We start from the raw sequence: 18,947 nt of genomic DNA, 5'->3' as shown, positions 1-18,947 counted from the left end.
CATTCCTTTTCGGGAGAGATTATTTCGCGTTGAAAGTCACTCCAATTACAATTGCTGTTCCTAGGTCAGACCCTTGAGTGTCACTCACAAAGAATAGCTTATGCTTCTGACCATCTTGTCCTCCCGTCACTGGGATGCTTGTCATAAACATCGGGATTGGCATTCCAGGTACTTCCATTCCTTTGCCTGGATTAACAGCTCCTTGGCCTACAACTGGTCCGCTTGGGCTGTCTTGTCTGATTTCGAAGGTGAGTGGTTTAGTTATTTCACCTTGAATAGCGAGATTCATGGAGACTGAACCGATACCAGTAAGGTCGGTTGCTGGGAATCCAAATGATCCTGTCTCTCCAGGAATAGTCAAAAGCGTTTGACCATTAAAGACCATTTTGTTATATCCTTTAAAGTCACTAGCCAAGGCCAAGCTTGGAGAATTCGAGGTCAATACCAAAGAATTTGCTCCAGTCAGAGGTTTGATATTTTCTCCTCCTTTATCGGTATAGGTAGCGGAAATTACAAGTGCTCCAGTTGGAGAAGGGCTTTTTCCTAAGGTTGCATCCAAACTTCCTTTAGCAGCAAGACTTGGTTTGGCATCCGATTTTAGTGAAAGAATATAGGTGACAAGTGCATTGGCATCTGCTGATTTGAGATCAGGATTCGCCGGCATGGCTGTTTCACCCCAAACACCTCCACCACCTTTTCGGATTTTGTCCAATAAGTAGTTTCGATCTCTTTCTCTGTATTTTTTAGCTACCTCAGTGTAAGCTGGACCAATTGAGGCCTCGTTTTCCTTATGGCAGGTCTTACAAGTAAGTGATTGAACCAATGATTTTCCAGTCATGGCCTCACTCATCACTTTGTGTCCCATGTCTGCTTCAGCCAGGTCAATGCCTGATACATAGTCTGCCGATACATAAAGAGATCCCATATCAAGTGCAGCACCTGGTTCATCAATATCCGTTGCAGCAACTGTATAGCTCACTTTCTTGCCAGGGAAGTAGAACGACTGGTTGCCGTCCACTGTAATTTGAATTTCTGGAGCAGTATTTCCTGAATAGACATTAACCGGAATACTAGTTCCAGATAGTCCAGCAGGATCACTGGCTTTTACAGATACTTCAAAATCACCAGTAGAATTAAACGTATGAGTCAAGGTAGGCTCATTGGTAGTTTTGGTTTCTCCGTTTCCTAGATCCCAAGTGTAAGTCATTGGATCTTTTTCTGGATCACTGGCTTTCGCAGTAAAGGTTACAGTCAAAGGCTCTTTTCCAGAGGTTTTATCTGAGGAAAGTTCCGTTACCACTGGAGCTCTATTTCCTCCATTGTAATCGATTCGGAAAAGACCTGCATCTGGATTTTTAGTAAACCATCCATTTCCGTATTCCAGAATATAGATCTTTCCATCAGGGCCCATTTCCATATCCATCAAAGCATTGAATTTGGTCCCAGGCATGAATGGCTCCATTTTATCAAAATCACCGTTCTCTTGCATGGTTACGACTTTAATCCAGCCTCGGATCCAGTCATAAATGAAAAGTTTGCCGTCAAAATAATCAGGCATTCGAGTCTCTGCAGGATACATATCCGAATAGTAAACCGGACCTGCCATGGCATTTCTTCCTCCTGTACCCAACTGTGGGAATTCAGGTGAAGCCCCGTAAGGATACCAGATGAAGGCGGGTTCTACTGGAGGTAATTTTTTCAAACCAGTATTATTAGGGGAATTGTTCTCTGGTCCAGCTGGATCAAAAGCTTGTCCTAATTCTCCTGTTTCATAGTTGTATTCGCGGTAAGAATAATTGTCACCAATAGTATATGGCCATCCAAAGTGACCAGCTTTTCTTGCTTGATTTACTTCATCATATCCTCGTGGACCTTTTACATCCAAAGAATCATTGCTTGCATCCGGCCCAACTTCGCCCCAGTACAAAAATCCATTTTTCTGGTCGACAGAAATTCGGTATGGGTTTCTGAGCCCTTGAGTATAGATTTCTGGTCTAGCACCTTCAGTTCCTTGTGGATAAAGGTTTCCTTCAGGAATGGTATAGCTTCCATCTTCGGCTACTTTGATACGAAGGATTTTTCCTCTAAGATCGTTTGAGTTACCGGAGCTTCTTCGTGCATCCCATTGTTTGTTTCCTTCTCGTCCATCCAACGGCGCATAGCCATTGAGTTTGTAAGGAGTATTTGGTTGGTTGAAAGGAGTTGAGTTGTCTCCTGTAGAAAGGAATAGGTTTCCTTCAGCGTCAAATGTGATGGAGCCTCCAGTATGGCAGCAGATATTTCGCTGTGAATAGACTTCCAAAATGATCTGCTCAGAGCTCATGTCCCAAACGCCATTGGCAAATTTGAATCGAGAAAGACGGTTTACCTCTTTGTCTCCTGCAGGGGCATAATAGGCATATACCCAATTATTGGTAGCGTAATTCGGATCTTTCTGCAAGCCCATCAGACCTTCTTCGGCATTTACACCTTGCACTTCCGCTTTCCAGTACACATCAAATTTTGCAACCTCTTTCATTTCACCAGTTGCCTGGTCGTAGTGCAGGATTTCACCTCTTCTTTGTGCAACTAAAATGTCCAAATTAGGCAATATGGTCATCTCAGTAGGTTCGGTAAATTCCCCGATGGAAAGCGTGGTTTTGATGAATCTGTTTTCTTCAGGTACTCGCTTGGATTTAGCCTTGCTGTAGTCCAACTCAAGGTTGTCTCCGATAGCATAGTTGATGCCAGCAAGTAAGTGACTTAAAAATTCACTTTCTTCATACGACTCCTTGGTATGGCCTCCGCCAGTGTACCAAGCTCTTCCTCCATCAAAATCATGATACCAAGCAATCGGATGCTCCCCCATATCCATTCCACCTTGATAGGAAGATTCGTCAAGTAATAAGAGCTTCTTGGTGTTAGGGTTGACGTTTTTGTAGCTGTACCATTCGTCGGTACGCTCCCAAGATTCAGGTAGAAAGTCTACTGAAGGATGCTTTTCACCTGTTTTGGTGATTTTTCCTGGTTGCACATTTGGGTGAGGATCGTTGATTCCCGGATGATCTGAAAAATATCCACCGACAAGTCGGCCATACCATCCCCATTCGTATTCGGTATCTGCTGCGGCATGGATTCCAACAAACCCGCCACCAGATTGAATGTACCGTTCAAAATCTGCCTCCTGGTAGTGATTCAACACATCGGCAGTAGTACTTAGGAAAATCACTGCTGCATATTGCGCAAGGTTCTCCTCATTAATTAATTCTGCATTTTTTGTGGTATCCACAGAAAAGCCGTTTTCGGCTCCTAATTTTTGGATCGCAGCGATCCCGTTAGGAATGGACTCATGATAGAATCCAGCCGTTTTACTGAAAATCAACACTTTCGGTTCGCCTTCTCGCTTCTTTGAGCAAGAGGCCAAACCTACTCCCAACAGCACAAGCAAAAAGAGCAGGCTACGTAGGTTTTTTGGGTAATTCATAAGGTTTGGATTAATTTTTTGCAAAATAGAGTATTCTCCGAATTTGGCCTCTAAGTAACTGAATTTCGGTGATTTTTGGTGATGAGTTTTCTTATTGTTTCAATTTGTGACAATAAAAATCGCGATATTTGAACGTTCAACTTTTGGGTTTGAATTTTAAAAATTCCATTCAATGAAATCTTATTTACCTATTTCCATGATACTTGCGCTAGGTCTGTCGGCTTGTGAGCGCAATCAAATTACGGAGGAGCAATTGACCGAAGATGTAATTCTGGTCAAACAGTCTATGGGGCAGACGCTTGGCTACTCCAAAACTTCCGGCGTAACGATTCTTCAAGAATCTGGATTTGCCTTTAAGGACTTAAATAAAAATGGAGAATTGGATGTCTATGAGGACTGGCGTCTTCCTGTGGAGGAAAGAGCTAAAGATTTGGCCTCCAAAATTTCCAAGGAGCAAATCGCCGGTTTGATGCTTTATAGTTCCCATCAGTCTATTCCTGCAAATCCACAGGGATTTGGCGCGGGGACCTATGGAGGTAAGCCAATCTCAGAAAGCGGAATGCCAACTTCTAGCATTTCAGATCAGCAAAAACAGTTTTTGCAAGAAGATAACCTTCGACATGTACTGATTACCCGAGTGGAAAGTCCAAGAATTGCCGCGGAATGGAATAACAATGTGCAGGCTTTTGTTGAAGGACTCGGTTTTGGAATTCCTGCAAATAACAGTTCCGATCCTCGGCACAGTCCAGTAGCAAGTACCGAATACAATGCAGGCGCTGGTGGCACGATCTCCATGTGGCCAGAATCCTTGGGAATGGCTGCAACTTTTGACCCAGCTTTAGTGCAACGATTTGGTGAAATTGCATCAGAAGAATATCGGGCCTTGGGGATTTCTACCGCGCTTTCCCCTCAGATCGATTTGGGAACGGAACCTAGATGGAATCGAATCAAAGGGACTTTTGGAGAAGATTCCAAATTAGCGGCTGACTTGGCAAGAGCTTATGTGGATGGATTCCAGACCTCTTCAGGAGATGCTGAAATCACTGGTGGTTGGGGATTTCATAGTGTAAATGCCATGGTGAAGCACTGGCCCAGTGGAGGTCCTGAAGAAGGCGGTCGCGATGGACATTTTGCCTACGGAAAATTTGCGGTGTACCCTGGAAATAACTTTGCGGAGCACCTGGTTCCTTTTACCGAAGGAGCCTTCAAGTTGAATGGCCCTACGGGAAAAGCTACCGCAGTGATGCCTTATTACACCATTTCATTTGGACAGGATAAAAATGGTGAATCGGTGGCGAATGGCTATTCCAAGTACCTGATCACAGATTTGCTTCGCGGGGAATATGGCTATGAAGGAGTCGTGTGTACCGATTGGGGAGTGACAGGGGATGAACGAGAAAATGTAAACACCTTCGCTGGAAAGCCTTGGGGAATGGAAACTGCCACGATTGCAGAGCGTCATTTTAAGGTGTTGATGGCTGGTGGAGATCAATTCGGAGGAAATAATGATAAAGTTCCTGTTTTGGAAGCCTTCGAAATGATGGAAAAGGAAATGGGAGAAGAAGCAGCTCGAGTTCGAATGGAACAATCTGCGGTTCGTTTGCTTCGGAATATTTTCAATGCAGGATTATTTGAAAATCCATACCTGGATCCATCGGTTACTGAGCAAAAAGTAGGAAATGCGCAGTTTATGGAAGAGGGATATACTGCACAGGTAAAGTCAGTGGTTTTACTGAAAAATGAAGCTCAGGCATTGCCAATTAAAGAGCGGAAAAAAGTATTTATTCCTCAGCGCTATTTGCCTTCCACTGTCAATTGGTGGGGGATGAAGTCTGAGGCAAAGTGGATCGATCCAGTGAATCTGGAGATTGCTGCGAAGTATTTTGATGTGGTGAAAACGGCCGCTGAAGCAGATTTTTCCTTGGTTTTTGTGGAAAGTCCAGAGTCAGGAACTGGCTATGACCTTGCCGATCGGGAAAAAGGGGGGAATGGCTATGTGCCGATTTCACTCCAATATAGTCCATACAAGGCAGAGCTTGCGCGTGATCAAAGTCTTGCAGCAGGAGATCCAGTTTTGGATCCGGAGGTGACCAACCGATCCTATAAGAATAAGTCTGTGGAAACGGCCAATTACCAAGACCTGGTGACCATTCTTGAAACCAAAAAAGCGATGGGAGACAAGCCGGTATTTGTGGTAATCAAAGCAGCCAATCCCATGGTGATGGCTGAATTTGAATCAGAAGTTCAAGGGATATTCTTTCACTTTGGGGTGCAGGATCAGGTGATTTTTGACTTGGTGAGTGGTAAATACGAACCTTCTGCCTTGCTTCCCATCCAGTTACCGGCTTCAATGGCGACGGTAGAGACACAGTTGGAAGACACCGCGCATGATATGGAAGTGCATGTGGATGCTGCAGGCAATGCCTATGATTTCACCTTCGGACTCAACTGGTCAGGAGTGATCCAAGACGAGCGAGTAGCGAAGTATAAGCGAAAGTAATAAGGAGAGGATTTGTCCTTTGAAAATGGGTTTTGAATTTGTTATAAAAAAAAAAATTTAGAGCCCATTTTTTATTTCAATTGGAGTTTATAATTTGGATTGAGTTCTGAAAAAAAGCCTATTCTTATGGGAGAAAAAATTAGCGAGATCCATCCATTTTTGACTGGTAGATGGATTTCAAAACTTAATAAACAAATTTCTGAAGATAGATGGTTTATAAATAATTCTTGTTTTGGTTACTTCCCAAATCAAGAAGTAAAAAGTATTTTTTTGGGTACATTTCCAATTTACGAAATTTCATTAGGGGAAAATTATTCCAAGAATTTTGAATTTTTTTATGGGAGTAACCAAAATCTGTTTTGGCCTATTGTGAGTGGGTTAATCGGGAAAGAAATTAATAATGTTGAGGATATGATGGATGCTCTAAAATTTGCAAACATTGGAATATCTGATATTTTATTAGAAATGTTTAGAGATCCAGAGAAATCAAGTTCCGATAAAGATTTGAATGGTATTATATATAATGATTTCAATTTATTGAAAAATAAATTTCCAAAATTACAAAATGTATTTGTTACCTCTGGAGGGAGAGGGCCCGTTGCTACACTAAATCAAACTAACGGTAGCGCTTCTGTTTGGTTGAGAGATTCTCTTAAGAAATTTAATCCAACTGGATTTAATCAATATGGTTTTGTTAAGAATATAGGACTTCAAGGAGGAAAACAATTTAGACTTATTAGTTTATATAGTCCAAGTAACAGTGCAAATCGGTCAATAAAATTTATCCTTAATGAAAAAAATAATTTCAATATTGATAAAATGTCAATTGATAAATTTAGGATATTACAGTGGGGATATTTTTTGAGAAAATTTCATTTTTCTGAGAATGAATTCCCACTAATTGATCGAGTATATAATTTTGTTGAAAAGAATAGAGAGCTTAAAAGGTTTTTTGATGATTAAATAACAGTTTAGGGTACTTTAGTTTGAATGATTTGTTTGATTTCATTTGAAAACTTCAATAAAAACTGCCTCAAATCATCATCTACCTCTACCGTAATTCTGATTTTTAAGAGCCTTTTTTCCGGATCATCAAATAGAATTTCTTGGCTGTTGTGCACTGGATATTCTTTCAGGTAGTCATAAATCCAGGAGCCTTCCAAGGTTTGGAACTCTACTGGTTCAGGGTGAAGGTCTCCTTTGAGGTTGGATCGAATGATTCCCAGTGAGTTTTTGAAGTAATCTGAGGGGTTGAACCCTTTGGGGATTTTGATTTTGGGTTTTTGGGCCATCGGTATTACCTCCTTAATTCCATCTAAAGCAAGTAATCTCAATGGTTTGATGTCAAGGGTAATGGTTTGATTTCCTTCGGATATTGGATAACCCAACACATACCAGCCAGTATACCAGCCATTGTGATACTCTTTTATTAGCAAGGGGAGTATTTCATAGGTAGTTCCTTTTCTTCCAAACCGCTCTCTGATCACCCGAATGGGTTGTTTTTTATAAATGCAATCGAGTATGATGTCCAGATTTTGAGATCCACATCGGGTTCCAATTAACTCCAAAGGATTCCATTCCAAAGGTTCATGTTCTGACTCAAACTCAAGCATCAATGCGATACTTCTAAGTTTATTCACCAATGATTCATGGTTGCCTCCTTCGAAAAGATGCTTATTGAAACCTAATTTCCGAGCGATTGTATTTAATTCTGAGTTGGTGAGTCGATGGTTAACGCTAAAATCAGGTAGTTGATACTTGTACTCATTATTACGCTTATCAAAGCGAATTAAATCTCCATGTTCTTCAACAAGTTCTGGAAACTCAATTTCTATTTTCTCTCTTAATTCACTAAGATCTCGATGGAAAGTTCGAGGGCTATAGTTAACCACATCGAATTTTTCCGCCAAGTAAGATTTGAAGGTCTCGTAGCGAACCTTAAATGTGGGTCTTCCTAGGCACTCATCAAGTAAGTTAAGTCGTTCCGAGGTGTTCATAATTTTTTAAAGGAAAATAAGATGATTGTCATTTTTTGGCAATCATAGATTCTAAAATTGTGGAATCAAATATTCAACCCACTTATTTATGAAAACTAGGTCAAAAAAATCCCCATTTACCTCCTTGGCTTGGAGTTTCCTTTTTATCTATCTGTATTATTTAGCCACAGTCTCTTGGGTGAAAATGGTGTGGAATCATGAGGATTCAGATGTCTTCTTTGCGCGAATCAAATTGTTGATGTCTGTAACATTCTTCGGTTCGATTTTCTATATCGTTGGGATTTATAATTGGGTTGGTCATAACAATGTTGATCCATTTTTTGACTTGTTTATAGTTGTTTCCCTGACCTATTTGGGAATTGGACTAATGGCCTATCCCTTCCTTCAAAAAAGATAACAAATGGAAAAATTGACTGAGATAATATTTCATATTAGTGAGAAATCACCGTTCACTGATTTTCTCTTAAAAAATTATCAATTCAATCCTGATGTCGAGTGGTTTCATGTGGTTTATTGGCCGATCGGGGATGAGTATCGAATCCTTCACTTAAGGGCAAGCTCTAGCAATGATTTGGAAATCCCAGAGCTTGATTTTGCAACACGCTTGAAAGGACTATCTGAATTATCAGAAGAGGAAGTTTGCTTTCTCTTAGGAACCTATGGGCGTTTTCCATCCATCCTTTCTCCAAATCCCAAAGTCGATTTGGAAACAGTATCGCATGAGATCAGAGAAATCATTTTGCCAACGAAGGGGTATCTACTATTCAAGGAGCAGGGAATGGAGTTTTATTCTTATCTGAAAAAAGCCAATTCAGGGCAATCCCATCGATGGGTGGAAAATTGGAACAAAAAGAAGGGGAAGGTTCGAACCCGTCATCTTTTCAAAGGCACAGAAGAAATAGAAGTTGATTTGTTTGACTTTTTCCCTCAAGAAGAAATGGGTGATTTCTTTTTGAACAAACCCACTTCTGCAACTTACTTTCTTTTAAATCAGCTCCATGAAGGTTACAAAGATCAATTTGTTGTAGAAGGGATATTTAAAGCGGAATACCTTGGTGATCTGTTTTATGAAGAACCTCGTGAGAAAGAAGTTATTGAAGGTGCGGTCCAATTGATTGAGACTAAAAATGGTTGGCTAAGGTTGAGCCTGTTTGTCGCGTTTCCGAAACTTGGCATTCGGGAAACATGGGAGTTTGGATTGAATTATCAATATAATAGTTATCCTTGGCTTGATTATATTGAATTGGAGATAACTGAATTAGTGCAGCAAGAATATCGTATCCAATTAAGCCCTTTTCGAATTGTTTTTGGTGAAGATTATTTTGATGATTTTTTTCTTATAGTGTCTTTTCAAAATGAAGAAAAATTTATTAAATACTTAACTAGAAAATAAAATTTAAATAAGATGGCATATTTAATAACATGCGCAGGCTCAAAAGTAAATCCCGATAAAAAAAATATTTCTAGCATCGAGTCTCTTTCTTTTTCAGAGAAATTAGATGATTCCAGAAAGAAGCTTATAGAATTGTTGGGTGATAAAGTTAGTATGGATTGGGATTATACTCTTCCTGCTTGGAAATTGTATTCAGGAAATAGAAGTAAGCTTTATCCCAGAGTGGATGAAGGATGTTGGGAAAAAGATGGAATAAATGTATTGATTTTGTCAGCCATGTTTGGATGGATTAGGCACGATGATCTTATCCCTTTTTATGATTTGAGAATGACTGATACTTTAAACAATGGATTGCCAATTTGGAAATTTTGGTTTTATGAAGATGTACTAATAAAAATAATTGAAAAAACTGACGTTGATCTCCTTTCAGGTAGTTATAGAAAAGCAATTATTGGAAGAAATCAGCCTGTTGGAATATTGCCAAATATGCGATTCACTGACTATGGCGTTCAAAAAGGAATGTGGCTAAATCAAGAATTAACTAAATACTGAATGATGCAGCTTATACACGAAATATTAATGGATAATTCTCATGATTTTTTCGAGTTTAAATTATCTGATATTGATCCAACTTTGAATTTAAGACAAGTATCAATCAATGTTCCAGATTTGTCAGGACTGTATTTGGTATTTTGTACAAATGAAATAAAACCTGACTGTTCTCACCTAAGATTTCAAATTAAAGGTGTTGATTATTTTTTGATTTATTTTGGGAAAGCTGGTGGGACTACAAATAATGGAAGAGTATTAAAACAAGGATTGAAAGGTCGAATTAATAATGTTGTTTCTGATAGTCATCGCAACATTAAGGATCTAAAAAGAGGCGAATACTGGGATTTAATCATGCGTGAAAAAGGTATTGATCATTTCTATATTTCTTATGTGCAACATAATTCTCCTCAAATCTTAGAAGACATGATTTACTCTTTTTTAGATATAAACAACCTTACTTACCCTTATTTAAACAAGAAAAGGGGTAGGGGTAAGTTATCATGAATGTTTTTTGGATAGGTTTTTTTACCCAAGTACCCTCGCTCCCTCACCAATCTCCACTAAAATGAACTCAGGGGTCTTTTGGAAGGCTTGGTCGTAAGGAGAGGTTAAAGCAGTTTGGAAAGCTTCCAGTTCGGAAGTTTTGACCAAGTTGAGCGTACAGCCTCCAAAGCCTCCGCCCATCATTCGTGAGCCAAGGACAAAATCAAGGGCTTGGGCCTTTTCTGCCAGAAAATCGAGTTCTGGACAGCTGACCTCAAAGTCTTGACTGAGACTAAAGTGTGAAGCGTTGAGCAGTTTGCCGAAAGAGCCCAATTCTCCAGCTTGTAAAGCTGTCGCCGCTTCATGTACTCGGCTACATTCAGTGATGACGTGTTTTGCTTTTAGGAAAAGTTCCTTGGGAAGGAGCTGTTCTACCTTTTCAAGATCTGTAATTGCCAAATCCCGTAGGGTAATGAGGTTTGGAAATTCAGTTTGAAGGATTTTTACACTTTCCTCGCAGGCTTCTCTTCGCTTGTTGTATGCCGAATCTGCCAATGAGTGCTTCACTTTGGTATTCACCAACATTAGGGTGTACTCGCCAAGATTTACCGGTATTTCTTCATGGGAATTGCTGCGACAATCCAGCAAAAGTGCTTTTCCTTCTGCACCAAATGCAGAGGCATAGGGGTCCATAATTCCGCATTTGACTCCGGCGTAGAGGTGCTCGGATTTTTGGGAGTATAGGACAATATTTTTCTTGGGGATTTGAAAGTCAAACAAACTCGAAATCGCCGTTCCAATCGCAACCGATAAAGCCGCCGAAGAAGAAAGCCCGGAACCTACCGGAATATTTCCTCCGATCACCATATCAAACCCTTGGACTTCATAGCCTGATTGCTTCATCAAGGCACACATACCCATCACATAGGTTGCCCAGTGTCCGTTTTTCGGGGAAATAAAATCCAAGGAAAAACTAAATTCCTGATCAAAGTCTATCGAATAAAGTCGCGCTTGGGTCAAGCCGTTTTTTTGAATTCCAACCCAAATTCCTTGCTTAACTGTCGCAGGAAATACAAAACCTTCCTGATAGTCAGTATGCTCTCCAATCAAATTGATTCTTCCGGGTGCAAATGCCACAAGTGGGGTGGAGCCAAAATAGGATTGGAAGGTTTGAGTAAGTTGGGAGATCATGGGGTGGTTGATTAGGGTTTTAGTTATTAGTTACTGGTTATTAGTATGGGTGCCCTTTAACTAATAACTAGTAACTCAATAACCAATTACTCTTTTACTTCAAAATGTTGGGAAGATTTCCTTGGAACCAGCGTGGTTTCCAAAACAATGGAAATGGGGTCTTCAGAGGCGATTCCGTCCAACTGATCCAACAGGTGACTCACGGCCAACTTACCCATTTCATAGCCTGGCTGGGAAACGGTCGTCAGGGGAGGTTCTACCACGGCAGAGGTAGGGTTGTTGGTAAAGCCTGCCAAGGCGATATCCTCAGGGATTTTAATGCCTTGGGTTTTCCATTCGGTCAATACATCCACGGCAACTGGGTCAATCATGCAAAAAACAGCATCGGGTCGAGGACGCATGGCCAAAATATCTCTCGCAACCTTGATATTTCCTTCAGTGGTGAGGTCAGTGATCTTGATGAGGCTATTGTCTTGGTGAACGCCAAATTCCTCCAATGCTCTCAGGTAGCCTTCTTTTCTTTTCTTGGAAATATATAGATCCTCAGGTCCTGATACATACACAATTCTTCGGGAGCCATTCTCCAAGAGGTGTTTGGTGACTTGATAGGCTCCTCCTGCATCATTGAAGGTTACTTTGGAGACTGGAATATCTTCTTGAACCCGGTCAAACAATACGAAGTTGATTTCCCGATCATAAAGATCATAGAGATGCTCAAATTGGTTGGTTTCCCGACTGAGCGAAATCAAAAGTCCATCTACCTGACTGGATACCAAGGTTCGAATATTGGCTTTCTCTTGTTCTAGCAATTCATTGCTTTGGCAAATCATCACGTTATAGCCTCGTTTGTTGGCAGTGTCTTGGATGCCACTAATACATGAAGCAAAAAAATGAGACGTGATTTCGGGGACAATCACCCCCAGGGTTTTGGAGCGGCTGATGCGAAGACTTTGAGCCAGAAGATTGGGCTGGTAATTCATTTCTTTCGCAGCCTCAACGATTTTTCGCTTGGTTTCGGGATGTAATTCCGGTGAATCTTTCAGAGCCCTAGAAATAGTGGAAACCGACACGCCGAGCTTTTTGGCGATTTCCTTCATGGTGATCTGATGGCCTTTTTTCATGGTCTACCCTTGATTATTTCATTCTTTGCAATCGTCTTCCATTACGAATAAAGCAAAGATTTTTAGAAAAAGCGTTATTCTTGATAAACTGTAAACAAAACAGTTTCACCGACTGCCTGGAGAGTACGAGTGTCAATGACCTCCATATTATCTCTGTGCGTGTGGTGGTAATGTCCAAATCCTACCTCAGGAGAAAAATCGATAATATCGATCATTGGAATTTTTGCATTCATGTTGACAAAAACATGATCATCTAAAATTTCGGGGGCGTCCTGTTGGATGAAAAATCCAGAATGACCCAATTGCGTAGCATTTGCCCATACTTTGGATAAAATTCCGCTGGCAAATTGTCGGGAATATCCTTCCCGATAAAAACGTGCATTTTTTCCCCCAACTAAGTCAACCAAAATTCCATAATAAGCGGAATAGTTGGGGACATGCTTGTTTTTAGACCAATATTGCGAACCATGGCACCACCAAATTTGTGAATTGTCCCGAAGATTGGCATGCTCAGGTTCCCCGTCATCCTCCCCGTCAAAGAAGATCAAATCAATCCCAACTTCAGGTTTGAGTTCTTGGCTGCTGATCACCCGGGCAATTTCCATCAAAATTCCTACACCCGAAGCTCCATCATTTGCCCCATCAATCGGCTCGTTGAGTCGCTCGGTATCCTTATCAGCGATCCGTCGACTATCCCAGTGAGCGGCTAAAAGAATGCGTTTGCTTGCTTGAGGATTAATAGAGGCAACAATATTGGTTAAATCCCAAGTGAGTCCATCGTAAGTTTTGGCTTGAAAATCCTGAGTTTGAACTTCCCAGCCGTAATTTTCCAAATTGGTAATCATCCAAGCCTTGGTTTCCTGATGCCCTTTTGTACCGGGTACTCGTGGGCCAAAATCAACTTGCTTTTGGATAAATGCGTATGCCGAATCGGCATTGAATGAAGGATAGGGCTTGATGACCACTTCCTGCGTGGTCGTTTCTGCAGTCTTTTCCCCTGAGCAAGCCCAGGCGAAAGCCATCAAAAGCAGAAGCCAAATTTTACTATTCTTCATAGGCCCAATCAATTTTGTCTTTCATGTCTTTCACCACAAATCCCATGGATTTCAAGCCAGCTCGAATTTCATCCACTTTGGCATAGTCTCGGGCTGTTTTGGCTTCGGAATAAAGCTTCAGCAAGAGCTCAATCATCGATTCTTGCACATCGCTTTTTTCCTCAATCAATCCCAAAATATCCACGACGAAGGTGATAAATGTTTCTTTGAGCTTGGTAAAAACTTCCTCACCCAAGGCCGCAGAAGAAAGTTGCCCGGTGAAAATGGAATTGATTTTTTTCAGCAAGTTGAACAAATGGCCAATCGCTTGAGCAGTGTTAAAGTCGTCGTCCATGGCTCGGTAGGCCGCTGCAATGCTGCTTTCCACCTGATTGATTTGTTCTTGATCTACTGTGATTTCTGGATTTGGGAGGTATTCTAAGGCTCTCGCGATTCGTAGACCATTGATGATTTTCTTGTATCCTTTTTGAGCGGCTTTCAGCGCATCATTGGAAAAGTCCAAGGTGGAGCGGTAATGCGCTGTCAACATAAAATAGCGAATTGTCATTGGGCTGTAGGCCTGCTCCAGCAATCGGTGATTACCACTGAAAAGCTCCTGCAGGGTAATGAAATTACCAAGCGACTTACCCATCTTCTGTCCATTGATGGTAATCATGTTATTGTGCATCCAGTATTTGGCTGGATCACGGTGGTTGCAGGCATTTCCTTGGGCGATTTCGCATTCATGGTGTGGAAACATCAAATCCATTCCGCCTCCATGAATATCAAATTGAGTTCCCAAATATTTGGAACTCATCGCAGTACACTCCAAGTGCCATCCTGGGAAACCTACTCCCCAAGGGGATTCCCATTTCATCAAATGTTCAGGAGCTGCATTTTTCCAAAGTGCAAAATCCACTGAATTTCGTTTCTCACCTTGTCCATCCAGATCCCGACTTCCACTGATCAATTCATCAAGGACTCGTCCAGACAGCTTTCCGTATTTGTAGCTGTTGTTGTATTTCAATACATCGAAATAGACCGAACCATTTACTTCGTAAGCCAAGCCTTCTTTCAAGATTGCTTCTACCAGGGCAATTTGCTCCGGAATATGGCCAGTAGCCCTTGGCTCGATACTTGGTTTCCATGTATTGAGTAAAGCCATATCCCGATGATAGGTGTCGGTATATTGCTGAGCCACTTCCATGGGTTCGAGTTGCTCGAGCTTGGCTTTTTTGGCGATTTTATCCTCACCCTCATCCGCATCTCCTGTCAAATGCCCCACATCGGTGATGTTTCGGACATACCTCACTCGATACCCCAAGTGGGTAAGATAGCGATTGACCGTATCAAAAGTGACAGCAGGACGGCCATGACCCAAGTGAGCATCACCATACACAGTAGGTCCGCAGACATACATTCCTACAAAAGGTGCGTTGATGGGTTCAAAAGTTTCTTTCTGACGGGAAAGGGTGTTGTATAACTTGAGTTGGTGCGATTTCATTTTGAGATGCTAAAAGCGAGATTCAAGACTCTAGAACCGGAAAACCGGGTTTTAGGTTCGGCTTGCAAAATAGCGGTTTTGGTTGGGGAAATGAAAAGAATTGAAAGCTAGGGGCAGTTAACTTTTTCAAAGTTCAGCTCTTTGGAAAAGTTGGAGTGACAAATTCATGTGATATGTAAAGGATTTATAAGCCAGGTGATGGATTAATGGGTGAAAATGCGCTGAAAGCGCAACATGTAAATGAACATTTGATTTTTGATTTTGAGCCCTGAATGGGCGATCTGTAAGTTATACGGATCGTGCCGTTGGCACTTTTTAAACTCTTTTGAAAACCTACACCCAGGATTGAATTCTGGGATGAGACAGGAATTGCCTTTGGCATCTTTCCTTTGGAAAGAGGATATCGCCAATTTTAAAAAACAAAAAACCTCCGATTCTTTTCGAACCAGAGGTCTTGATACTAAATTCTAGCTATTTGATACTTCAAATCAATGCTTGAAATGTCTCACGCCAGTCATTACCATGCTCATGCCATGTGCATCGCAGAAGTCTACACTGTCTTGATCTTTGATTGATCCTCCTGGCTGAACTACCGCGGTGATTCCTGCTTCATGGGCAATTTCCACACAATCCGGGAATGGGAAGAAAGCATCAGAGGCCATCACAGCTCCTTTCAAGTCAAACCCAAATTCCTTGGCTTTGATGATTGCTTGACGCAAGGCGTCCACTCGGGAAGTTTGACCAACACCAGAGGCAAACAGCTGAGAGTCATTGCTCAATACAATGGTATTCGACTTGGTATGCTTACAAACCTTCGCTGCGAAAACCAAGGCATCCAATTCCTTTTCCGTTGGAGCAACTTTCGTCACCACTTTAAAATCTGCCTTGCTTTCGGTAGCCAAATCCTTGTCTTGTTCGATTACTCCATTCAAAAGCGTTTTGATCATTTTGGTGCCAGGAAGGGCCATCTTTTGACGAAGAAGGATTCTGTTTTTCTTGCCTTTTAGGACAGTCAAAGCCTCCTCTGTAAATTCCGGAGCAATCAATACTTCGAAGAAAAGAGAGTTCATTTCCTCAGCAGCATCCTTGTCAACGGTCTGGTTGGTGACCAAAACACCGCCGAAAGCAGAAGTGGTATCTGCGGCAAATGCTTTTTGATAGGCTTCTTTCACGGAGTTAGCGGTGGCGCAACCGCAAGCATTGGTATGCTTGAGAATTGCAAAAGCAGTTTGATCAGGGAATTCAGCGATCAAATTGACAGCAGCATCCACGTCGACCAAGTTGTTGTAAGAAAGTTCCTTCCCATTCAATTGGTCAAAAAGGTCTTCCAAATTTCCGTAGAAATGAGCCGCTTGATGTGGGTTTTCTCCATAGCGAAGCGCCTTGGCTTTGCTTTCAGAAACCTTCAATGCAGGGATATTTTCGGCTTGGTTAAAGTAATTGAAAATATGTGTGTCGTAATTGGAAGACACTTGAAATGCTTGAGCAGCGAAATATCTTCGGTCTTCGAGGGTCGTGCCGCCATCTTGAGCCTCCAATTTAGCCTCAAGTTCTCTGTATTGATTTTTGGAAGCGATGATAATTACATCCTTGAAGTTTTTGGCAGCAGCTCTGATCAGAGAGATTCCTCCGATGTCGATTTTTTCAATGATATCTGCCTCAGAAGCTCCAGATGCAACAGTTTCTTCGAACGGATACAAGTCTACAATTACCAAATCGATGGCTGGAATATCGTATTCTACCGCTTGAGCCACATCGCCTTCATTTTCTCTTCGGTAGAGAATGCCACCGAATACTTTTGGGTGAAGGGTTTTTACGCGTCCTCCAAAGATGGAAGGGTAGGAGGTCAGCTCTTCAACTGGAATAACTTCTGCTCCTTGTTCTTCGATAAATTTTTGCGTTCCTCCGGTGGAGTAAATTTTAACTCCATGTTTCTTAAGAAGGGCAATGATTGGTTCGAGATTGTCTTTGTAGAAGACTGAAATTAAAGCAGATTGAATTTTTTTTACAGCCATTTTTTAGATGGATAGGTGAGAATTGGAAGATTCGCAAAGGTAGAAAAAAAGCGGGGATGACCACAGGTGAAATCGCGAAAGTCCAGATAATTCAAGGGATCCATCTAGATTCGATCCAAGTGATCTTTGGTAAACTCATTTTGGGTATTTCCGGTGTTGAGGGTGGATGCGGGCTCAAAAAGAAGGACCGAAACCTCCTCTTCTGCCACAGGTCTATGTTCTACTCCCCGAGGGACAATCAGAAATTCGTTTTCATGGATCAAGACCGTTTTGTCCCGAAATTCCATTTTAAGGGTTCCCTTAAGTACCCAAAAAAGTTCGTCTTCCAGTTCGTGGTGATGCCAGATGAATTCACCTTTTAATTTGGCCAGTTTGACATGTTGGCCATTAAGCTCGCCTACAATTTTTGGAGACCAATGCTCTTGGAAAAGCGAGAGCTTTTCCTGAAGGTTAATTTTTTCCATTTAAGCTTGAATTTAGAGCGATTACATTCCTTCCCCGAATGTGATCAGATTATTATCGGGATCCAGAATTGAAAATTCCTTTTGTCCCCAAGGCTTGAGTTGAAGTGGGCCATTTGGGTGGATCTCGACGCCACTGGCTTTTAGTTGTTGATAAAAGGCCTCTATTCCATGAACTCGTACATAAATCTGCCCATAATTTTCCTTGGTATCCAGGGCTTTAAATTCAAAAAAATGGAGCTCGATTAAGTCTTTTCTAACCATCAAATAGGCCGGAAAATCCGAGGCACCCAGCTCAGAAAAGCCCAACTTCTCTAGGTAAAAAGCACGTGTAATTTGCTTGTTTCGCATGGGGAGCTTGGGGTGAATCTGGGTGAGCATGGGTTCTGTTGAGTTTAGGGTAGGTTATTTTTAGGACTATACGCAATCAGGGCAGGATAAAAAAGATTAAGGGTGTTGATTACTGTCCTATAACGTTTTGGCGCTTGGCGAAGAAGCGGATTTCGAAGCACTAAACTGTCTACCAGCACTGAACTTGATACGAAGCACAAAGTTTTATTTAAGCACTGAACCCGCTTTTTTGACAAACGCTTGTTATAGGTAGGCGTTCTTTCCACCGTGTCGTTATGATTAATATATAAAGTCAATGTCTGTAAATGTTTCACTTGATTTAAAGTCTTTTTTAGTTCCAAAATAAATTTCGTCTTCGTGAAAAAATAGTAATGCCCAGTTCAAACTTTGGTCAATAATAGTCAAGTCGTCTGAGCCGCCATAATAAAAACTGTCGAAGTATTTTATTAAAAGTTTCCAAGGAACAATCATTGCGTCTGTCTCGTCCCAAGATAGAAAAATGGGCTTGTCAAAAGGAAGTCCACGATGGTAAAGCCACTTTTTAATTTCCTTTTTGTTACCATCTAAAATTCTTGCCTTGTCAATTGTCTGAAAGAAGTCCTTTTTAAATGGTGCGTCATTGTGCAAATTTGTCTTTGCAATATAGTCCCACAAAAATTTAGCGGCTTCTTTGTCCAATGGCTTTAATTTGTCAAGATGTTGGTCAGGTAATTTGTCATATTTCTCTTCTGTAAAACGCCATTTCAGTCGAAAGTCGTCCATCGGAATTACGTGTTGAAATATGTTGTCAAAGTCTATACTCATTTGTCGTTGTGTCGTCTTTTACACTTACCTATAACGTTTTCGGGATTTGCGTTCGGGCGGGTTTCGGAGCACAAAGCT

The 18,947-nt window shown here is 41.3% G+C and carries 16 protein-coding genes; 6 read left to right on the top strand and 10 right to left on the bottom strand.

What is annotated here, in order from left to right:
* Positions 1-19: 19 nt before the first annotated feature.
* On the bottom strand, positions 20-3,463 hold the full coding sequence (locus AO498_RS15075; protein WP_067549520.1) for a ThuA domain-containing protein: 3,444 nt from the start codon (positions 3,461-3,463) through the stop codon (positions 20-22).
* 172 nt (positions 3,464-3,635) lie between these two features.
* Here AO498_RS15075 and AO498_RS15070 point away from each other — a divergent pair, with 172 nt between their 5' ends.
* Together AO498_RS15070 and AO498_RS15065 are read left to right on the top strand one after the other, a co-directional pair.
* Entirely contained in the window at positions 3,636-5,963 is a 2,328-nt protein-coding gene (locus AO498_RS15070; RefSeq protein ID WP_067549518.1) for a glycoside hydrolase family 3 protein, read from the top strand.
* Between the two features lie 126 nt (positions 5,964-6,089).
* The gene (locus tag AO498_RS15065) at positions 6,090-6,926 is read left to right on the top strand and encodes a uracil-DNA glycosylase family protein (RefSeq protein WP_067549516.1); all 837 of its coding nucleotides are present in this window, start codon (positions 6,090-6,092) and stop codon (positions 6,924-6,926) included.
* Between the two features lie 8 nt (positions 6,927-6,934).
* On the opposite strand, the gene AO498_RS15060 is transcribed toward AO498_RS15065, so the two are convergent.
* Positions 6,935-7,960 (bottom strand): helix-turn-helix transcriptional regulator, encoded by a 1,026-nt coding sequence (locus tag AO498_RS15060; protein WP_067549513.1) that lies wholly within the window; start codon positions 7,958-7,960, stop codon positions 6,935-6,937.
* An 88-nt stretch (positions 7,961-8,048) separates the two neighbouring features.
* On the opposite strand from AO498_RS15060, the gene AO498_RS15055 reads away from it, so the two are divergent.
* From AO498_RS15055 to AO498_RS15040, 4 genes are all read left to right on the top strand, one after another.
* On the top strand, positions 8,049-8,357 hold the full coding sequence (locus tag AO498_RS15055; protein ID WP_067549511.1) for a hypothetical protein: 309 nt from the start codon (positions 8,049-8,051) through the stop codon (positions 8,355-8,357).
* Positions 8,358-8,738: 381 nt separating this feature from the next.
* Positions 8,739-9,353, top strand: a complete 615-nt coding sequence (locus AO498_RS17165) for a hypothetical protein (protein WP_148660257.1) — start codon at positions 8,739-8,741, stop codon at positions 9,351-9,353.
* 12 nt (positions 9,354-9,365) lie between these two features.
* Positions 9,366-9,905: a peroxide stress protein YaaA gene (gene yaaA, locus AO498_RS15045; RefSeq protein WP_067549507.1), complete on the top strand. Its 540-nt coding sequence runs from the start codon at positions 9,366-9,368 to the stop codon at positions 9,903-9,905.
* Positions 9,906-10,409, top strand: coding sequence for a hypothetical protein (locus AO498_RS15040; protein WP_148660256.1), 504 nt, complete (start codon positions 9,906-9,908; stop codon positions 10,407-10,409).
* 21 nt (positions 10,410-10,430) lie between these two features.
* Here AO498_RS15040 and galK read toward each other — a convergent pair whose 3' ends face one another.
* The 8 genes from galK to AO498_RS15000 form a co-directional block, all read right to left on the bottom strand.
* Positions 10,431-11,579 carry a galactokinase gene (gene galK, locus AO498_RS15035; protein WP_067549503.1) on the bottom strand — a complete coding sequence of 383 codons (1,149 nt, stop codon included), beginning with the start codon at positions 11,577-11,579 and terminating at the stop codon, positions 10,431-10,433.
* 86 nt (positions 11,580-11,665) lie between these two features.
* Positions 11,666-12,700: a LacI family DNA-binding transcriptional regulator gene (locus AO498_RS15030; RefSeq protein WP_067549501.1), complete on the bottom strand. Its 1,035-nt coding sequence runs from the start codon at positions 12,698-12,700 to the stop codon at positions 11,666-11,668.
* A 74-nt stretch (positions 12,701-12,774) separates the two neighbouring features.
* A complete protein-coding gene (locus tag AO498_RS15025) occupies positions 12,775-13,755 on the bottom strand; it encodes a M28 family peptidase (RefSeq protein ID WP_067549499.1) in 981 nt (326 codons plus the stop codon).
* Positions 13,745-15,238, bottom strand: coding sequence for a cysteine--tRNA ligase (cysS, locus tag AO498_RS15020; protein WP_067549497.1), 1,494 nt, complete (start codon positions 15,236-15,238; stop codon positions 13,745-13,747). Before cysS ends, AO498_RS15025 begins: the two co-directional genes overlap by 11 nt.
* Before the next feature lie 488 nt (positions 15,239-15,726).
* Positions 15,727-17,253 (bottom strand): bifunctional phosphoribosylaminoimidazolecarboxamide formyltransferase/IMP cyclohydrolase, encoded by a 1,527-nt coding sequence (gene purH / locus AO498_RS15015; protein WP_067549495.1) that lies wholly within the window; start codon positions 17,251-17,253, stop codon positions 15,727-15,729.
* 104 nt (positions 17,254-17,357) lie between these two features.
* The gene (locus AO498_RS15010; protein WP_067549492.1) at positions 17,358-17,717 is read right to left on the bottom strand and encodes a cupin domain-containing protein; all 360 of its coding nucleotides are present in this window, start codon (positions 17,715-17,717) and stop codon (positions 17,358-17,360) included.
* Positions 17,718-17,738: 21 nt separating this feature from the next.
* Entirely contained in the window at positions 17,739-18,095 is a 357-nt protein-coding gene (locus AO498_RS15005; protein WP_067549490.1) for a bleomycin resistance protein, read from the bottom strand.
* A 249-nt stretch (positions 18,096-18,344) separates the two neighbouring features.
* Positions 18,345-18,827, bottom strand: a complete 483-nt coding sequence (locus AO498_RS15000; protein ID WP_067549487.1) for a hypothetical protein — start codon at positions 18,825-18,827, stop codon at positions 18,345-18,347.
* Between the last annotated feature and the right edge of the window lie 120 nt (positions 18,828-18,947).

The sequence above is a fragment of the Algoriphagus sanaruensis genome (assembly GCF_001593605.1).
In the GTDB taxonomy this organism is placed as follows: Bacteria; Bacteroidota; Bacteroidia; order Cytophagales; family Cyclobacteriaceae; genus Algoriphagus; species Algoriphagus sanaruensis.
Note: the sequence above shows the minus strand (reverse complement) of the source record. Positions and strands in the feature narration are given on the sequence as shown.